The sequence below is a fragment of the Nocardia sp. NPDC060255 genome, from assembly GCF_042727395.1.
GTDB lineage: Bacteria > Actinomycetota > Actinomycetes > Mycobacteriales > Mycobacteriaceae > Nocardia.
Genome location: NZ_JBHXAU010000010.1, coordinates 170,986 through 187,044 on the forward strand (window position 1 = coordinate 170,986; position 16,059 = coordinate 187,044).

The window sequence follows — 16,059 nt, forward strand, 5'->3', positions numbered from 1 at the left end:
GGCGGTTCGTTCGTCCAATTCAGCAAGGGCCGAGACGGTCACGATCACGAACAAATCGGGGGAGAGATGGCGGAGCAGCAGGTCAGAACGTCGCACCGGGCGCGGCACCGCACGGACGGCGCTCGGCACGGCCGGTCGGGCAGGCGCGCGGGCCCGTGGCTCGCAGTGGGACTGGTCGTGCTCGCGCTCGCAGCCGTCGGGGGGGTGGGAGTCCGCTGGTGGCAAGACCATTCGAACCCGGCGGCGATCGTCGGGCAGCGCGTTACCGACTTCCCCGCGGTCGACAGCGCGACCCTCGACCCGACGCAGGCCAAGGTGGTAGCCGTGACAGCGCGGGAATTCCACAATCCGGGATCGGGCGCCAAATACGCCGAAGGAGCGAGCGAACCGTGGTGCGCGGACTTCGTGAGCTGGGTGCTGCGTGAGTCGGGTGTGCCCCTGGCGAACCCGAATTCGGGCTCGTGGCGGATCCCCGGCGTGTACACGCTGCAGGAGTACTACGCGAGCGCGGGCCGCTTCGCCCCGGTCGGCAGCTACCGGCCGCGCACCGGTGACGTGCTGATGTACGACAACACCAGCCCGTTCGGCCAGCACACCAACATCGTGCTGAAGTCCGGCGCGGGCATGGTGACGACCATCGGCGGCAACGAGTTCGGCGAGGTGAGCATCCACACGTTCGCGCTGGCCGAGGTGCCGGGAATCGTCGGATTCGGCCGACTGTGAGATGTATTGACGGCTAACGGCTGTGGTTGGTGGGTGCGCACGTCCGTTGGGCGCGCGCGTTAGCCCTACGATGGTTAGTGACGGCGCCCGGCAGCGCCGTCGCCGATCCCCGCCCTGCCTCCCCCTCATCGGCAGGACGGGGATCTCGGGTTCAGACTCGAGCAAGTTCCGGGCAATGTTGGTCGCGTACCGTGTCGGGTGTCCATCGAGCGGTGAGGGTTCCGGAACATCTGATGCAGTCGACCGACGCACCGAATAGCGATCCCGCCTGGATCGACTACGCCGATTTCGGGGAGCGATTCGTCACGCACGCGGTGACGAAGGACCGGATCGAGGCCGCGGTGTCCGGGATGGCCGGACGCGGCATGACGATCGGCCCATTCTCGCTCGGCCCGGCCGGCCTCGCGGGCTTCGTCGCCGAGGGCAAGGTCGGCACGCCCAAGGTGCTGCACAGCGGACCGCACGTGACGTTCGAGGTCACCGTTCCGGTGTCGCTGGCGCTGAAGGTGATGCTCGGCGGCAAGAAATTGCGGCTGGAGGCCCGCGTCGAAATCGACCTGACCCTGCACGCGCGCACCGCCGACCCGCTGCTGATCGTCATCGACATCCCGCCGATCACCCAGCGCGACGTCAGCTTCGTGGTGCGCGCCCAGGCGATGGATGCGGCGGGGGAGATGCTGCTCGACCCGATCGCCGGCCTGGTGCAACGCGAGGTCGCGTCCAGGGTGAACGCCATGCTCGCCGATCCGCAGGCCCGTCGCAGCCGCGTCTTCGATGTCGAGGCCATCGTCAACGGCGCCAAGTCCACCCATCGGGAGCAGGCGGAGTTCGACTGGATCGGCTACGACGAATTCGGGCACCGGTTCTTCTCGCGGATCGTGACGCGCGAGCGCGTTTTCGATGTGGTCGAGCGGATGGCCGGACGGCCGATCGAGATCGGCCCGCTGAAGACCGGGCCGGGGAAATCGGCGACCGTCACCGTGCGGGGCAGTGTCCGGGTACCGCAACTGGACGACAAGACCGACACGCCACGATCTTTCGACCTGACGCTGCCGGTCAGCCTCGACATCACCGTGGACGTGCTGAAGGCCAACCGCTACCGCGCCGACGTCGAGGTCCCGCTGGTGTTGACCGCCCGCGCCGCCGACCCGTTGCTCGTGGTCATCGACGTGCCGCCGCCCGACCCGGACGACATCCGGCTGGAATTCAAGGCGCACGGCGTCCGTGCCGCGACGCTCGGCGCGCTCGCAGGCATCAAGAAGCAGGTGATCGCCCAGGTAGCGGGCGTGGTGAGCAAAGAACTCGCCGACAGTTCCGGTCGCACCATCGACGTAGCCGCCCGCATCGGTTCCTCGACCTCTCCGGGGACTTCCGACAAGGCCTAGTCACGGCCGCAGTCGCATTGGCACGTCAACGCGTGTGACCAATGTGAAAGGGTGTGTCCCGTGGGTCTAGCGGTTCCCATGTGAATATGGTGAAATGAGTACACGTTCGAGGCTCCCGGCGCGCGCTGAATGTATGGGGAAGGTGCGCCGGGCACGCTGCCATCCATGGTCGGGGTTGCGCGAAGGAGTCCTACGATGCGTTCCAATTCTGTGTCCCGGCGTGAGCTATTCGGCTATGCCGCCGCGGCGGCCGCGATCGGCCTGACCGTTTCCGCGAAACCCGCCGCCGCCCAGGCGTTCGGCACCTTGGTCGATTACGCGGGCGGCGTGCCCTCGGCCGAGTCGATCAAGGACGCCGGGCATCTCGGCGTGATCCGGTACGTCTCCGACCGGCGGCCCGGCGCGGAATGGATGGCGGGCAAGCCGCTGCGAGCCAATGAGGTCGACCAGCTGCACGAGGCGAACCTGCAGATCGTGTCCTGCTACCAGTTCGGCAAGGGACCGACCGCGGACTGGCGCGGCGGACTGGAGGCGGGCAAGAAACACGCGCAACGCGGACTCGACCTCCACCTCGCCGCGGGCGGCCCCGACAACGTGCCGATCTACGCCGCCATCGACGACAACCCGACCGCAGTCGAATTCGCCAGCATGATCGCGCCCTACCTACTCGGCTGGCAGTCGGTGCTCGGCAAGGAGAACACCGGCATGTACGCCAATGCCCCCACCATCGACCTGGCCCGCGCCGCCGGCCTGGGTTCCTGGTACTGGCAACACAATTGGGGCTCCAACGGGGTCATCAACCCCGCCGCGCACCTGCACCAGTTCGAGATCGACAAACGCTCGCTCGACGGCATCGGCGTCGATCTCAATCACGCACTCGCCGCCGAATACGGGCAGTGGTGAGCCGAGGCTAGGTCTGCGAGTGGCTCAGCGGCGCTTCGCGCAGGTCGGGTTCCTCGTCCGGCACCACCCGTAGGGTCGGGCGGCTGTCCGGCGCCTCGTGATCGCCGAGCCAGGAGAACAGCGACCAGCGGGACAGTCCGGAGAACGCCGAGCCCAGGCTGGTGAACGAGAACGAGGAGATGGCCGACCCGAACGAGCCGACCGAGCCGATCGACAGCACCGAGCCGACGCTGCCGATCGAGAGGATCGAGTAGGCCGACCCGATCGACAGGATCGAGCCTTCGGATCGGAAGGACAGTATCGATCGGTGCGAGTGCTTGCTCCGGATGGAGCGGCCGTGCCGATTCGAATGTTCGATCGCCATAGTTAGCGGTCTACCACATTCGCTATCCCGGCATCCGTCATCGCGGCGTTTCGGTGGGGTGATGTCGTAAAGACGACAAAGGCGGCGATCCCGGAGGAGCGCCGCCTTTGTCGCAAAACCTATGCAACGGTGAAGAATCCGAGCGTCGGCAGGAACGAGCAGGTGCGCGGGTCGGCGTCGTCGGCCTTGGTGGTCAGCGAGCCGGAGATGACCGCGACGACCCGGCCGGAACCGGTGTCGGCGATCGCGGACAGGGTGGCCGGGCCACCCGGGTTGATCTTGGCCTCGTCGGTCAGCGGCAGCAGGCCGCCCTGCCGGGTGTCCAGGTTCATCCACTGCACCGTCATCGGCGGATTCTGTACCTCGGTCGGCGCCTTGGTGCCGAGCGCGGTGAACACGAATCCGGCCTGACCGGCCTTCGGTCCGGGCGGCGGCAGCTGGGCCGGGCCCGCGACCGCGAGCGCGGTGCCGATCGAGTCGGCAGTGGGGCCGATGCAGCCCTTGCCGATGGTCGGGTAGAGGAACTGCGCGATGACCGGGCCCTCCTGCGGCAGCTCGGGGCCACCGCCACCGCTGCCGTCCAGGAAGGTGATGATCCGCTCCAGCGTGGACTTGATCTGCGGCGGCAGGTTCAGCGTCGCGAGCAGCTTGCGGGCCTGGTCGAGGATGGCCGACTGCGGGCCTGCCGCGATATCGGCCGGGCCAGCGATCGAGCCGACGATGGCGGGGGCCAAGGCGGCCAGGGCGTCGATCGGCACACCCTCCGGAACCATCGGCACGGTGTTCGGGGTCGCCGCAGGCGCGGGCGCGGGCGCCGCGACTGCTGTCGTCGGCGCGGCAAGCGTGGCAGTCGCCGCGATGGCGAGTGCCGACAATGCGATCCGCGATCCTCGGGTGCGAAGCACTGGTCTAGCCGTCCTTACCTCGGGTACATCTGGGCCGATGCTGAAAAGCCATCGTTTCGGGGGTCACTCTAGGGATATCGCGGCTATGTGTACAGCCGCGTCGCCCTACAGGTCATGCGGACGATCAGTGTTATCAGACGGTAGCGCGTGTCAGGTGTTACCGGTGTGAAAGGTGATGCAAATGTTATCAGTGATTCGGCTGGGGATACGAGGGCGCGACGACCGGGATCGGCGCTGCGGTTAATGTAGTCGGAGCCGTCCGTTCTTGTCGCCGAACACTCGCATCGCCGGGTGTCGGGCCGACGCACCCACCCGAGTCGAAAGCCTGCGATTTGAACCGTCAACTCCGATGGGCTGTCTCGGCACTCGGTCTGTCCATTCTGGCCAGGCTGCTCTGGATGTTCTTGAACAAGAACGGGATCAACGTCGTCGACCTCCACGTGTACGTGGACGGATCGGCGTCGCTGCTCACCGACAAGCTCTACGACTTCACCTACGCGGAGAAGACGCCGGACTTCCCGTTGCCGTTCACCTATCCACCCTTTGCCGCGCTGGTCTTCTTCCCGCTGCACTATCTGCCGTTCACCGCCGTCGCCGTCGGCTGGTTGCTGGCCACCGTCGCCGCGCTCTATGTCGTCGTGCGCATCGCGCTGGAGTTGATCCTCGGTGCCGAGCGGGCGAGCGAGCCGGGCTGGCAGGCCGCGACCGTCGGCTGGACCGCGCTCGGCATGTGGATGGAGCCGGTGCGGACCACGATCGACTACGGCCAGGTCAATGTCTTCCTGGTCCTCGGCGCGATGATCGCGGTGCGCAGTTCGCGCTGGTGGCTGTCCGGCGGGCTGATCGGCGTCATCGCCGGGATCAAGCTGACCCCGGCGATCAGCGGCCTGTACTTCGTCGCCCAGCGGCGCTGGCTGGCGGCCGTGTGGTCGGCGGTGGTGTTCGGCGCGACGGTCGGGATCAGCTTCTTGATCGCCCCGCACGAGGCGCGGCGGTACTTCGGCACCCTGCTCGGCGACGCGGACCGGATCGGTCCGGTCGGCTCGGTGTGGAACCAGTCGCTGCGCGGCGCGCTGAGCCGAATCCTCGGCTACGACGTGCAATCCGGGCCGTGGTGGCTGGCCGGGGTGCTGGTGGTCGCGGTGCTGGCGTTCTTCGCCTGGCGGGCGCTCGAGCCGGACGACCGGATGGGCACGCTGATCATGGTGCAGCTGTTCGGGTTGCTCGTCTCGCCCATCTCCTGGTCGCACCACTGGGTCTGGCTGCTGCCGACGGTGCTGTGGTTGCTCTACGGGCCACTGCGGCGGGCGGCGGGGGCCAAGATCATCGCGGGCTACTGGCTGGTGAACACGCTGATCGGGATCCCGTGGGTGCTGTCGTTCGCCCAGGATTCGATCTGGACCATTCCGCGACCGGCGGTGCTGGCTTGGCTCGGCACGGTGGACGTGCTCGGCTCGCTGGTGTTCTTCGTCTGGGTGATCCGCGCCGGTCGGCGCAAGAAGCCGGAGCGGGCAGCGGCGGCGCGCGTCCCCACCGAGGGCCCGGCGCACGCCGCCTAGTGCCTCAGCCGAGCTGGGCCGCCAGCTGATCGATCGTGCGGGCCAGCTCGACGTCCAGCGCGGTGAGACCGCCGGAATCGTGGGTGGACAGCGCGAAGCTCACCTTGCGCCAGCGGATATCTATGTCGGGATGATGATTCGCGGCCTCGGCCGCTTCGGCCACCTGCCGGACGAGCTCGATGCCCGCGAGGAAGGTGGGCGCTTGCACGGTGCGGGACAGCACATCGCCGTCCCTGGTCCAGTCCGGCAGGTCGGTCAGTGACTCGGTGAGTTCGGTTTCGGTCAGCAACGGGGCACTCATAACCCCGGTTCTACTCCTCCGCGGAGAGTGATGTCCGTCATTGCCGGATCGGTCCGGCGCAGCGCGGTTCGCGGGCGGCCCGGCGGGGTCGAAAAGGTCAGGCGGCGCGCGCCTGCTTGAGCGCTTTTTTCAGGTCCTTGCCGCAGATGCCTGCGGCTTCACACTTCTTCATACGCATAATGACCACAGGGCATTTCACGCAGCGCGTCTTTTTGCGACAGCACTTCTTCTTCGGTTTCAGACGCGAAACCTGCTTAGCCTTGACCTTGCCCATGTCGGTTAGCATACCCTTAGTTGCGTGCCTGACGCGGAGGGGTGACCCGAACACAGGTAGGGTGTATATGGCCGCAATGCCCGGTGAGTTTCGATTCTCCACCTGTTTGCAGGGGTCGGCCGGTACCTACACCTAACAGCAGGAGGATTCAGCGTGTCGTCTGCGCGCGATTTTCGCAACGTTGCCATCGTGGCCCACGTCGACCACGGTAAGACGACGCTGGTCGACGCCATGCTCCGCCAGTCCGGCGCCTTCGCCGAGCGAGCCGAGCTCGTCGATCGGGTGATGGACTCCGGCGACCTGGAGCGCGAGAAGGGCATCACCATTCTCGCCAAGAACACCGCGGTGCATAAGCACCACGCGGACGGTTCCGTCACCGTCATCAACGTGATCGACACCCCGGGCCACGCCGACTTCGGTGGTGAGGTCGAACGCGGCCTGTCCATGGTCGACGGCGTCGTGCTGCTGGTGGACGCCTCCGAGGGCCCACTGCCGCAGACCCGGTTCGTGCTGCGTAAGGCACTGGCCGCGTCGCTGCCGGTGATCCTGGTGGTCAACAAGACCGACCGGCCCGACGCCCGGATCGAGGAGGTCGTCGAGGAAAGCCACGACCTGCTGCTCGACCTGGCCTCGGATCTGGACGACTCCGCCGCCGAAGCCGCCGAGCTCGCGCTCGACCTGCCGGTGCTCTACGCCTCGGGCCGCGCGGGCAAGGCGTCCAAGGAGCGCCCGGAGAACGGGCACGAGCCGGACGCGGAGAACCTGGACGCACTGTTCGACGTGCTGCTCAACAACATCCCGGCGCCCAAGGGCGATCCGGCCGGACCGCTGCAGGCGCACGTCACCAACCTCGACGCCTCCGCGTTCCTCGGCCGCCTCGCGCTGGTCCGCATCTACAGCGGCCAGCTGCGCAAGGGCGCGAACGTCGCGTGGATGCACGGCGACGGCGTCAAGCAGGTGAAGATCACCGAGCTGCTGCAGACCATCGGCGTCGAGCGCCAGCCGGGCGAGGTCGCCGAGGCCGGTGACATCGTCGCCATCGCGGGCATCCCGGAGATCATGATCGGCGATACCCTCGCCGACATCGACAACCCGGTCGCGCTGCCCCGCATCAGCGTCGACGAACCCGCCATCTCGGTGACCATCGGCACCAACACCTCGCCGCTGGTCGGCCGGGTGCAGGGGCACAAGCTCACCGCCCGCATGGTGAAGTCGCGCCTCGATCAGGAACTGGTCGGCAACGTGTCGCTGCGCGTGCTCGACATCGGCCGCCCGGACGCCTGGGAGGTGCAGGGTCGTGGTGAGCTCGCGCTGGCCATCCTGGTCGAGCAGATGCGCCGCGAGGGCTTCGAGCTGACCGTCGGCAAGCCGCAGGTGGTCACCAAGCAGGTCGACGGCAAGGTGCACGAGCCGTACGAAGAGCTGACCGTCGACTGCCCCGACGAGTACCTCGGTGCGGTCACCCAGCTGCTGGCCGCCCGCAAGGGCAAGATGGTGCAGATGGCCAACCACAGCGCGGGCTGGGTGCGGATGGAGTTCATCGTCCCCTCGCGCGGCCTGATCGGTTTCCGCACCGACTTCCTCACCGACACCCGCGGCACCGGCATCGCCAACGCGGTCTCGCACGGTTACGCGCCGTGGGCCGGCGAGATCCGGGCCCGCCACACCGGCGCGCTGGTCTCCGACCGGGCCGGCTCGGTGACCCCGTTCGCGATGATCCAGCTCGCCGATCGCGGCCAGTTCTTCGTCGAGCCGGGCGCGGACACCTACGAGGGCATGGTGGTCGGGATCAACCCGCGCGCCGAGGATCTCGACATCAACGTGACGCGCGAGAAGAAGCTGACCAACATGCGCAGCGCGACCGCCGACGTGTTCGAGACGCTGGCCAAGCCGCTGCAGCTCGACCTGGAAGCCGCGATGGAGTTCTGTGCCGACGACGAGTGCGTCGAGGTCACGCCGGAGGTGGTCCGGGTGCGCAAGGTGATCCTGGGCGCGACCGAGCGTGGCCGCGAACTGTCCCGCCGCAAGGCACGGGACCGCGCCGCCCTCTGATCGTTTCGACCGCAACGGGATTCCGGCGTTCGCGCTGGAATCCCGTTTGCTATCGGAATTCAAACCGCCGAGGACCGGGGTTCGAATTACCGGAAATTTCGGGGGGTCGGCTCGGGTGAATAGCACATGAATGGAGATGTGCGCAGGATTCCCGCGCTAATCAGCCGGGGCGGCATCGGCGGCGAATGCTGCTGATAGGCAAGCGTTCTGGACAAAGCACGGGCGCCGATCCGAACGCCGAGAGGCCTTTTCGGCGGGAATGCCGACCGTTTGCCCGAGTGTTCTGTTCACGCAATTGACGAGCGTCGTCTCGGCCCGCATTGCGGCGCTGCCACCCCCTCAGTATGGGCAGGATTCCATCAGGTGGGTGCGGTAGAGTCCGCAACCGTGAAAGTGGGCGCAGGGAATGGCATGGAGCGGCCGGCGTTGTCGCCCTCGGCGGTGCTGCCGCCGTCGGTCGGCGCGGTAGCGTGCGCAGCGTGAGTCCGCGGTCGAATCGGCGGGCTACCTGGCGGGTGCTCGGGCTGATCGTTGCGGCGTCGTTGACGGTGTTCGCCGGGTGTACCGCCAATCCGCCGCCGCCGATCGAGACCACGGACAGTCCGAAGACGACGCAGGCCAAGCCGGGCAAGAGCACGGTGGTCGTCGCGATCGACACCATCGGCATCGGGTTCAATCCGCACCTGCGTTCGGATCAGTCACCCGCGTCCGCCGCGTTGAGTTCGATGGTGCTGCCGAGCCCGTTCCGGCCGGTGCCGAATCAGGCCGCGCCGGGCCTCACCGACTGGGTGCCGGACACGTCGCTGATCGCCTCGGCCGATGTCAGCGCGCAAGATCCGTTCACCATCACCTACACGCTGCGCAACGAGGCGAACTGGTCCGACGGTGCGCCGATCGCCGCCGAGGACTTCCAATTCTTGTGGCAGCAGATGATTTCGCAGCCCGGTGTCATCGACTCGGCAGGCTACCGGCTGATCACCGATATCGGCTCGGCCGACGGCGGCAAACTGGTGACCGTCAAGATGCGGCAGCCCTATCCGGCCTGGCAGCAGCTGTTCACCAATCTGCTGCCCTCGCATCTGATGAAGGATTCGCCCGGCGGGTTCCAGGACGGCTGGGTGAAGCGAATCCGGGTGTCCGGTGCGCAGTTCGCGATCAAGAATGTCGATCCGCAGCGCGAGGAAGTGCTGCTGGAGCGCAATGCCCGGTTCTGGGGTACCCCCGCGGCACCGGACGAGATCCTTTTGCGCCGCGGCGGGACACCCGCGCAGCTGGCCGAGTCGTTGCGCACCAACGACGCCCAGATGACGCTGGTGCACGGCGGTGTCGCGACCCAGGCGCAGTTGGCCGCCATCCCGTCGGTGCGCACCGCGATCATGCCCCAGTCGCGGGTGCTGCAGCTCGCGCTCAACGGCCGGACCGGCCCGGTGAGTGATATCCGGGTCCGTCGGGCGGTGCTCGCGCTGCTCGATCCCGCGCTCCTGGCGACGGTCGGCGCGCAAACCGGCGGCTGGGTGGAACCGGCCCGCGCACAGATACTTTCGCCGTCCGACCCCGGCTATGCGCCGACCTCGCCGCCTCGGCCGCCCGCCGAGGAAGCCTTCGCTGTGCTGGCAGAGGCGGGATATGGTCGCGCGCCGGAGCCGCCGCCGGTCAACTCGCCGACCTCGCCCGCGCCGACGCCGCGTCCGGTCGCGAAAAACGGTAAATCCCTGACGATTCGGATCGGCGCCGCCGAGGGGGACACCACCGCGATCGCGGTCGCGAACACCGCCGCCGACCAATTGCGCAGTGCCGGAATAGATGCCACGGTGCGCAATGTCGCCGCCGATGAGCTGTACGGGCGCGAGCTCGTCGACGGCACGATCGACGCGATCGTCGGCTGGGAGCGGGCGGGTTCCGACCCGGCCACCGTGCTCGCCTCCCGATACGGTTGCCCGCCACCGGAAGTCGGCGCAGGCACCACCGGTGCCGCGCAACCGAGCTCGGATCCGGCGCGCCGCGCACCGGCCAACCTGTCCGGAGTGTGCGACCCTGCCCTGCAGGTGCCGATGGATGAGGCGCTGCGCGGCATCGACACCGGCCGGGTGCTCGCCGAGGCCGAGCCCAAGCTGTGGGAGTTGGCCACGGTGTTGCCGATCGTGCAGGACAACGTTGTCGCCGCCGCCGGACCCCGGGTCGATGGTGCGTCGCTCAGCGGCAGCATCCAGGTCGGGATCTTCGGTGACGCCGGACAGTGGCGCAAGATCCAATGACCGGCGGCCTACTGCTGGTGCACGCGCACCCGGACGATGAATCCATCACCACCGGCGGCACCATCGCGCACTACCGCCGCCGCGGCGTGCCGGTGACCGTGGTGACCTGCACGCTCGGCGAAGAGGGCGAGGTCATCGGGGACGAGTGGGCCCAGCTCACCGCCGATCGCGCCGATCAACTCGGCGGCTATCGCATCCTCGAGCTGACCCGGGCATTGCAGGCCCTGGATGCCGCGCCGCCGCGCTTCCTCGGCGGCGCGGGCCACTGGCGCGATTCGGGCATGGCGGGCACCCCGGCGGCGGAGAAGCCGGGGGTGTTCGTGAAGTCGGGCGATGCGGCGGTGGACGCGTTGACCGAGGTGATCGTGGAATTGCGGCCGCGCGTGGTGATCACCTACGACCCGAACGGCGGCTACGGCCATCCCGACCACATTCGAGCACACCAGATCACCACGGCCGCAGTGCATTCCGCCGCCGAGCGCGGCTGGGACACGCCGAAGTTCTATTGGACCGTCACCGACGCCGACATGCTGCGCCAGCACACGACCGCGCTGGCCAAGCGCACGGTCGACGGGTTGCCCGGCCGGTTGCCGCAGGGCTGGCGGTTGCCCGCCGCGGACGAACTCGCGAGCGTGCCGAGCCGCACCGTGACCACCACCATCGACGTGTCCGACGCGCTCGCCGCCAAACGCGCCGCGCTGCGGGCGCACGCCACCCAGCTCACGATGGCGCCGTCCGGGCGTGAATTCGCGCTCTCCAACAATGTTGCTCAGCCGGTACTGCCGGAGGAGTGCTTCGTTCTTGTCCGCGGTCAGAGGGGACCGGTCGGTTCGGATGGCCGCGAACATGATCTTCTCGCGGGCCTCGAATAACGAACTTCCATCGATGGCGCGGCTAGCCTTCCGCAGTTCCTGTCGCATTCCGGCGTATTCTTCGAATGTGCCCTGAGCTGCGGGTATTCGTAGCTCTAGGGTTGCTGTTACCCCGAAAACTTTCGCCGGGTACCGTTCCCGTGATCTCGAATTCAGCGATGTGGAGGCGAAGCGGTTCATGACGGCGGTCGGCGACAAGGCTCACCTCAGCCTCGAGGACGAGGGCTACCACAAGAGTCTCAAACCGCGGCAGCTGCAGATGATCGCCATCGGTGGCGCCATCGGCACCGGGCTGTTCCTCGGCGCGGGCGGCAGGCTCGCCAACGCGGGACCTGGACTGTTTCTGGTCTACGGCGTGTGCGGATTCTTCGCGTTCCTCATCCTGCGCGCGCTCGGTGAGCTCGTGCTGCACCGGCCGTCGTCCGGGTCGTTCGTCTCCTACGCCCGCGAATTCTTCGGCGAGAAGGCCGCGTTCGTGGCCGGCTGGATGTACTTCCTCAACTGGTCGATGACCGGCATCGCCGACACCACCGCGATTGCCCAGTATTTCCACTACTGGTCCGGGTTCAGCAGCATCCCGCAGTGGCTGCTCGCGCTCATTGCGCTGATCCTGGTGCTCAGCATCAACCTGATCTCGGTGAAGTGGTTCGGCGAGATGGAGTTCTGGGCCGCGCTGGTGAAGGTGTTCGCGCTGAGCGCCTTCCTGATCGTCGGCACCATCTTCCTGATCGGCCGATTCACCGTGCAGGGCAACCCGACCGGGCCGAGCGTGATCGCCGACAGCGGCGGGCTGTTCCCGACCGGGGTGCTGCCGCTGGTCGTCGTGGTCTCCGGTGTCGTGTTCGCGTATGCCGCGGTCGAATTGGTCGGCACGGCGGCGGGCGAGACGGAGAACCCGGCCAAGATCATGCCGCGCGCGATCAACTCGGTGATCGCCCGCATCGCGATCTTCTACGTCGGTTCGCTGGTGCTGCTCGGCCTGCTGCTGCCGTACACGGCGTACACCGCCAAGGAGAGCCCGTTCGTCACCTTCTTCACCCTGCTCGGCGTGCCCGGCATCGGCAGCGTGATGAACCTGGTCGTGCTCACCGCCGCGTTCTCCAGCCTCAACGCCGGCCTGTACTCGACCGGACGCATCCTGCGGTCCATGTCGATGAACGGCAGCGCGCCGAAGTTCACCGGCGTGATGGGCCGCAACGGCGTTCCCTACGGCGGCATCCTGCTGACCAGCCTGATCGCGCTGGTCGGCATCGCGCTCAACGGCGTGGTGCCGGACCGGGCCTTCGAGATCGTGCTGAACCTGGCCTCGCTCGGCATCGTCGCCTCCTGGGCCACCATCGTGCTGTGCCAGCTGCAGCTGTGGCGCTGGTCCAAACAGGGGAAGGCGGATCGGCCGTCGTTCCGGATGTTCGGCGCGCCCTATACCGGGCTGCTCACGCTGGTGTTCCTGTTCCTCGTGGTGGTGCTGACCGGCATCGACTATCCGGTGGGCACCTGGACCGTCGCCTCGCTGGTGCTGATCATTCCGATGCTGATCGTCGGCTGGCTGGTGGCGCGCAAGCGGGTGCTGTCCATCGCCGAGGAGCGGATGGGCTACACCGGCGAGTTCCCGGTGGTCGCCAACATCCCCGTCGACGGCGAGAAGTGATCATGCGGGCCCCGGCGGCCACGGCGTCGGAATAGACTCGCTCCCATGTACAACTGGTCGGTCCAGGACGCGATCGTCGCGTTCGTGGAAAGCATGAAGCCGAACTGGCAGGCCCAGCACGAGCTGTACCTGTCGGTGCTGTACGGGTTCGTCGACATGCAGAGCCACCTGCTGACCCTCCTCGGCTTTCCCCCGGTGCCGTGAGGGCGGCCGTCGGCGGCAATCAGGTGCCCGTGACGTATCGGGAGTCGCCCGCCCCGGTGGCGCCCTGGCTGGCACCGCTCATCCTCGTGATTCTGGTGATCGACGCGTTCATCACGCTGGCCCTGGAAGTGTTGTATCTGCCGACCTACTTCGGCGCGACCGCGTTTCCGCTGTCGGGTGTGCTGGCCGGTGTGGTGAACATCCTGCTCGTGCTCGGTGTCCGTGCCGTCTCGCCGCGGGTGGCGGCGATGTTCTTGCCGTTGGCCGCGTGGACTTTCGGGTTCCTGATCTGCGCGAGCACCGGCCCCGGCGGGGACATCATGCTCGCAAGTGACTGGCGCACTGTGCTTTTGCTGTTCTGCGGGCTGGTGCCGCCGCTGGTGTACATCTACCTTCGCGTCAATTCCGGGTTGTTCAGCAGGCGTTAGCGGTCGCCGAGCTGGCCCGGTGTCACCGCGTCGATGAGGGCCCAGGCTTCGTCGAGCGGGATATCGAGCACGTGATACCGCTTCTTGCCGGCGGCGGACGCCGCGACCACGGTGGCGACGCCTGCCCGGCGCTGGAAGAACGACTGCCGGACGGTCCAGCCGATCACGCCGGGTGCTTCCAGGCAGTCGCGATCGCGACCCAGTGAGCCGGAGCGGGTGATCAACCAGCGCGGGCCGGTGGCGGTTTCGGGCAGCACGGTGTGGCCGAGGCCGCGATAGCGGTCTTCCGCCAGCGCGATCGCGACCGGAACCAACAGCACGGGCAGCACCCACCACCACGGCGAAAAGTTCGCGCCCGCAACCGAAGCGACCAGCATGCCGAGTGCGGCCACGGCAAGGGGCACCAGCGTGCGAGTGTGCCGCCTGCGGCGCGCGATCGGACCGTGCGCGATCAGCGGTGCGCTGCCGGGGCCCGGCTCCGCAGCGGGCGGGGCAATCGCCCTGTCCTGGAACTCGTTCGGGGCGAGCAGGTGGCTCAGCGTGTGCTCGATGGCGGTGCGCGGCGCCTGCGGGAGGATCTTCTGCCGCGGGCTCGCGCCGACCATGATCGCCTCGAGTTCGGCGGCGCCGGCCAGGCGCAGCAGCAGCGGCTCGTTCACCGTCGCGCCGCGGAAGCGGGCCAGATCCAGGGTGATCTGGCGGGTGGTGAACAGGCCGTGGCGCAGGTGCAGCGTGCGGCCGTCATCGATGACGCGCAGGCCGAAATACGTTGTCAGATAACGTGCACAGGCGGCCAGGCTGACGATCAGCACGATCACCACGAGCAACCCCGCGGTGCCGATGGCGATCAGTGCCGCGCCGCCGTTCTCCACCCGCTGCACCGCGTCCGAGCGGAACAGCACCTGGCCGACGCCGTACTGGAACGCCAGACCGACGATCGGCGCGATGATGGCGAAACCCGTCAAAGACAGTGGGGCGTACCGAACCCAGGCCGGATTCCAATGCGCGATCTCGCGGCCGGGCAGCGCAGCCGGACGCTCGGTGGTCGCCTTGTCGAGCGAAACAGGTTGTCCGGCAGCGTCTTGCGGCGCGCTACCGGTGTGGGCGAGCAGTGCGGCCCGTAGGTCGGGCACCAAACGCGCGTCGAGCGCGTCCAATTTGAACTTGTCGCCCGAATCCGCTTGCTGCCCAGTGCCGATGGCCAGCACCGCGAGCCCGAGCAGCCGGTGCAGCAGGTCCGCCTCGATGTCCACCGACCGGATCCGGGACCGCGGCACCGCGAGCTTCTTGCGCTGTATCAGCCCGGTGCGCAGCTCGACATGGGTCGGCCCGACCCGGTAGGTGGTGGTGAACCAGCGGGTGAGCGCGAACCCGACGATCAACGCCAGCGGGATGATGCTCCACCCATGATTGCCGCTGCTGGTGCCGAGGATCACCGACCCGATCAGCACCGGAATGAACTTCACCACCTCGGTGACCGGATGTACCAGCAACATTCGCTTGTCCAGGCGCGACCACGGTTGATCGGTCTCCGGTGCGATCGCCTCCGCTGATGTCACGTCGCATCGCCCCGATGCTGCGCCGCGATCCGGGTCAGCCGGACCACCGTCTCCTCGGCGACCGGGAGGTCGAGCTCGGAAATCTGCACCGCGCCCGCGGACGAGGCGGTAGTCACCGTCACCGTGGCAAGCCCGAGCAGTCGCGCCAACGGCCCGCGTTCGGTATCGACGGTCTGCACCCGCGAAATCGGCGCCACCCGGCTCTCCTGGGTGAGCCAGCCGACGCGGGTGTACACGGCCTCCTCGGTGACCTCCCACCGGTGCACCGCGTACCGCCACCACGGGACCACACCGATATTCAATCCGGCGAGCAGCAGCGTCACCAGGAACACCGTGAGCTGCCACCCCCGATTGCCGGAGTCGAGGACTGCCCAGACGAGCTGCGCCGCGAACGGAACCACCCAGACCAGGGCGGCCTGGATGGTCCACAAGAGTTTCGCCTTCGGACTGGGGCGCCAGGCCGGATCGGCCATGATGGTGCGCGGCTGCGACATGCCTGCCATGGTTCCATGAACTTCGGCCCGCTGGGCCGCCGATGGTGCGCGGCGCGGCGCACCCGGGTGACCACGGGCAACCGATTTCGGCGGGCGCCGATGGAATAGCCCCGAGCTTCGCGCAGTTGTCAAC

The 16,059-nt window shown here is 67.8% G+C and carries 16 protein-coding genes; 10 read left to right on the plus strand and 6 right to left on the minus strand.

The annotated features are described in order from the left end of the window. Positions 1 to 66 precede the first annotated feature (66 nt). The 3 genes from ACFWF1_RS20260 (at position 67) to ACFWF1_RS20270 (ending at position 3,011) form a co-directional block, all read left to right on the plus strand. The gene (locus ACFWF1_RS20260; protein ID WP_379280787.1) at positions 67 to 723 is read left to right on the plus strand and encodes a CHAP domain-containing protein; all 657 of its coding nucleotides are present in this window, start codon (positions 67 to 69) and stop codon (positions 721 to 723) included. A gap of 233 nt (positions 724 to 956) precedes the next feature. After that, on the plus strand, positions 957 to 2,108 hold the full coding sequence (locus tag ACFWF1_RS20265) for a hypothetical protein (protein ID WP_379280786.1): 1,152 nt from the start codon (positions 957 to 959) through the stop codon (positions 2,106 to 2,108). Between the two features lie 195 nt (positions 2,109 to 2,303). Beyond that, positions 2,304 to 3,011, plus strand: a complete 708-nt coding sequence (locus ACFWF1_RS20270; RefSeq protein ID WP_379280785.1) for a DUF1906 domain-containing protein — start codon at positions 2,304 to 2,306, stop codon at positions 3,009 to 3,011. 7 nt (positions 3,012 to 3,018) lie between these two features. On the opposite strand, the gene ACFWF1_RS20275 is transcribed toward ACFWF1_RS20270, so the two are convergent. Both ACFWF1_RS20275 and ACFWF1_RS20280 read right to left on the minus strand, forming a co-directional pair. Continuing rightward, a complete protein-coding gene (locus ACFWF1_RS20275) occupies positions 3,019 to 3,375 on the minus strand; it encodes a hypothetical protein (protein ID WP_379280784.1) in 357 nt (118 codons plus the stop codon). Between the two features lie 119 nt (positions 3,376 to 3,494). Further along, positions 3,495 to 4,280: a hypothetical protein gene (locus ACFWF1_RS20280; RefSeq protein ID WP_379280783.1), complete on the minus strand. Its 786-nt coding sequence runs from the start codon at positions 4,278 to 4,280 to the stop codon at positions 3,495 to 3,497. A gap of 332 nt (positions 4,281 to 4,612) precedes the next feature. On the opposite strand from ACFWF1_RS20280, the gene ACFWF1_RS20285 reads away from it, so the two are divergent. Then, positions 4,613 to 5,839 (plus strand): mannosyltransferase, encoded by a 1,227-nt coding sequence (locus tag ACFWF1_RS20285; RefSeq protein WP_379280782.1) that lies wholly within the window; start codon positions 4,613 to 4,615, stop codon positions 5,837 to 5,839. 4 nt (positions 5,840 to 5,843) lie between these two features. On the opposite strand, the gene ACFWF1_RS20290 is transcribed toward ACFWF1_RS20285, so the two are convergent. Further along, entirely contained in the window at positions 5,844 to 6,140 is a 297-nt protein-coding gene (locus tag ACFWF1_RS20290; RefSeq protein ID WP_379280781.1) for a 4a-hydroxytetrahydrobiopterin dehydratase, read from the minus strand. A gap of 97 nt (positions 6,141 to 6,237) precedes the next feature. Next, positions 6,238 to 6,414, minus strand: a complete 177-nt coding sequence (locus ACFWF1_RS20295) for a hypothetical protein (protein WP_191093947.1) — start codon at positions 6,412 to 6,414, stop codon at positions 6,238 to 6,240. Positions 6,415 to 6,567: 153 nt separating this feature from the next. Between ACFWF1_RS20295 and typA the strand changes: the two genes are divergently transcribed. The 6 genes from typA (at position 6,568) to ACFWF1_RS20325 (ending at position 13,873) form a co-directional block, all read left to right on the plus strand. After that, complete coding sequence (gene typA, locus ACFWF1_RS20300; RefSeq protein WP_379280780.1) at positions 6,568 to 8,466, plus strand: translational GTPase TypA; 1,899 nt, start codon at positions 6,568 to 6,570, stop codon at positions 8,464 to 8,466. A 479-nt stretch (positions 8,467 to 8,945) separates the two neighbouring features. Then, positions 8,946 to 10,721 (plus strand): ABC transporter family substrate-binding protein, encoded by a 1,776-nt coding sequence (locus tag ACFWF1_RS20305; protein WP_379280779.1) that lies wholly within the window; start codon positions 8,946 to 8,948, stop codon positions 10,719 to 10,721. Next, positions 10,718 to 11,593: an N-acetyl-1-D-myo-inositol-2-amino-2-deoxy-alpha-D-glucopyranoside deacetylase gene (gene mshB, locus ACFWF1_RS20310; protein WP_379281202.1), complete on the plus strand. Its 876-nt coding sequence runs from the start codon at positions 10,718 to 10,720 to the stop codon at positions 11,591 to 11,593. The genes ACFWF1_RS20305 and mshB overlap by 4 nt, the downstream gene beginning before the upstream one ends. Before the next feature lie 178 nt (positions 11,594 to 11,771). Next, the gene (locus ACFWF1_RS20315) at positions 11,772 to 13,241 is read left to right on the plus strand and encodes an amino acid permease (RefSeq protein ID WP_379280778.1); all 1,470 of its coding nucleotides are present in this window, start codon (positions 11,772 to 11,774) and stop codon (positions 13,239 to 13,241) included. Between the two features lie 45 nt (positions 13,242 to 13,286). Continuing rightward, positions 13,287 to 13,445, plus strand: coding sequence for a hypothetical protein (locus ACFWF1_RS20320; protein WP_357381091.1), 159 nt, complete (start codon positions 13,287 to 13,289; stop codon positions 13,443 to 13,445). Then, positions 13,442 to 13,873: a hypothetical protein gene (locus ACFWF1_RS20325; protein ID WP_379280777.1), complete on the plus strand. Its 432-nt coding sequence runs from the start codon at positions 13,442 to 13,444 to the stop codon at positions 13,871 to 13,873. The genes ACFWF1_RS20320 and ACFWF1_RS20325 overlap by 4 nt, the downstream gene beginning before the upstream one ends. Here the strand turns inward: ACFWF1_RS20325 and ACFWF1_RS20330 are convergent. After that, positions 13,870 to 15,369 (minus strand): PH domain-containing protein, encoded by a 1,500-nt coding sequence (locus tag ACFWF1_RS20330; RefSeq protein ID WP_379281201.1) that lies wholly within the window; start codon positions 15,367 to 15,369, stop codon positions 13,870 to 13,872. The two genes, ACFWF1_RS20325 and ACFWF1_RS20330, sit on opposite strands and share 4 nt — an antisense overlap. 59 nt (positions 15,370 to 15,428) lie before the next feature. Next, the gene (locus ACFWF1_RS20335) at positions 15,429 to 15,926 is read right to left on the minus strand and encodes a PH domain-containing protein (RefSeq protein ID WP_379280776.1); all 498 of its coding nucleotides are present in this window, start codon (positions 15,924 to 15,926) and stop codon (positions 15,429 to 15,431) included. Positions 15,927 to 16,059: the final 133 nt, after the last annotated feature.

Bases quoted from the DNA above. Each gene is read 5' to 3' on its own strand.
- mshB (WP_379281202.1), top strand. From the start codon at position 10,718: ATGACCGGCGGCCTACTGCTGGTGCACGCGCACCCGGACGATGAATCC.
- ACFWF1_RS20270 (WP_379280785.1), top strand. From the start codon at position 2,304: ATGCGTTCCAATTCTGTGTCCCGGCGTGAGCTATTCGGCTATGCCGCC.
- ACFWF1_RS20320 (WP_357381091.1), top strand. From the start codon at position 13,287: ATGTACAACTGGTCGGTCCAGGACGCGATCGTCGCGTTCGTGGAAAGC.
- ACFWF1_RS20275 (WP_379280784.1), bottom strand. From the start codon at position 3,375: ATGGCGATCGAACATTCGAATCGGCACGGCCGCTCCATCCGGAGCAAG.
- ACFWF1_RS20315 (WP_379280778.1), top strand. From the start codon at position 11,772: ATGACGGCGGTCGGCGACAAGGCTCACCTCAGCCTCGAGGACGAGGGC.
- ACFWF1_RS20295 (WP_191093947.1), bottom strand. From the start codon at position 6,414: ATGGGCAAGGTCAAGGCTAAGCAGGTTTCGCGTCTGAAACCGAAGAAG.
- ACFWF1_RS20335 (WP_379280776.1), bottom strand. From the start codon at position 15,926: ATGTCGCAGCCGCGCACCATCATGGCCGATCCGGCCTGGCGCCCCAGT.
- ACFWF1_RS20265 (WP_379280786.1), top strand. From the start codon at position 957: ATGCAGTCGACCGACGCACCGAATAGCGATCCCGCCTGGATCGACTAC.
- ACFWF1_RS20330 (WP_379281201.1), bottom strand. From the start codon at position 15,369: ATGTTGCTGGTACATCCGGTCACCGAGGTGGTGAAGTTCATTCCGGTG.
- ACFWF1_RS20290 (WP_379280781.1), bottom strand. From the start codon at position 6,140: ATGAGTGCCCCGTTGCTGACCGAAACCGAACTCACCGAGTCACTGACC.
- ACFWF1_RS20260 (WP_379280787.1), top strand. From the start codon at position 67: ATGGCGGAGCAGCAGGTCAGAACGTCGCACCGGGCGCGGCACCGCACG.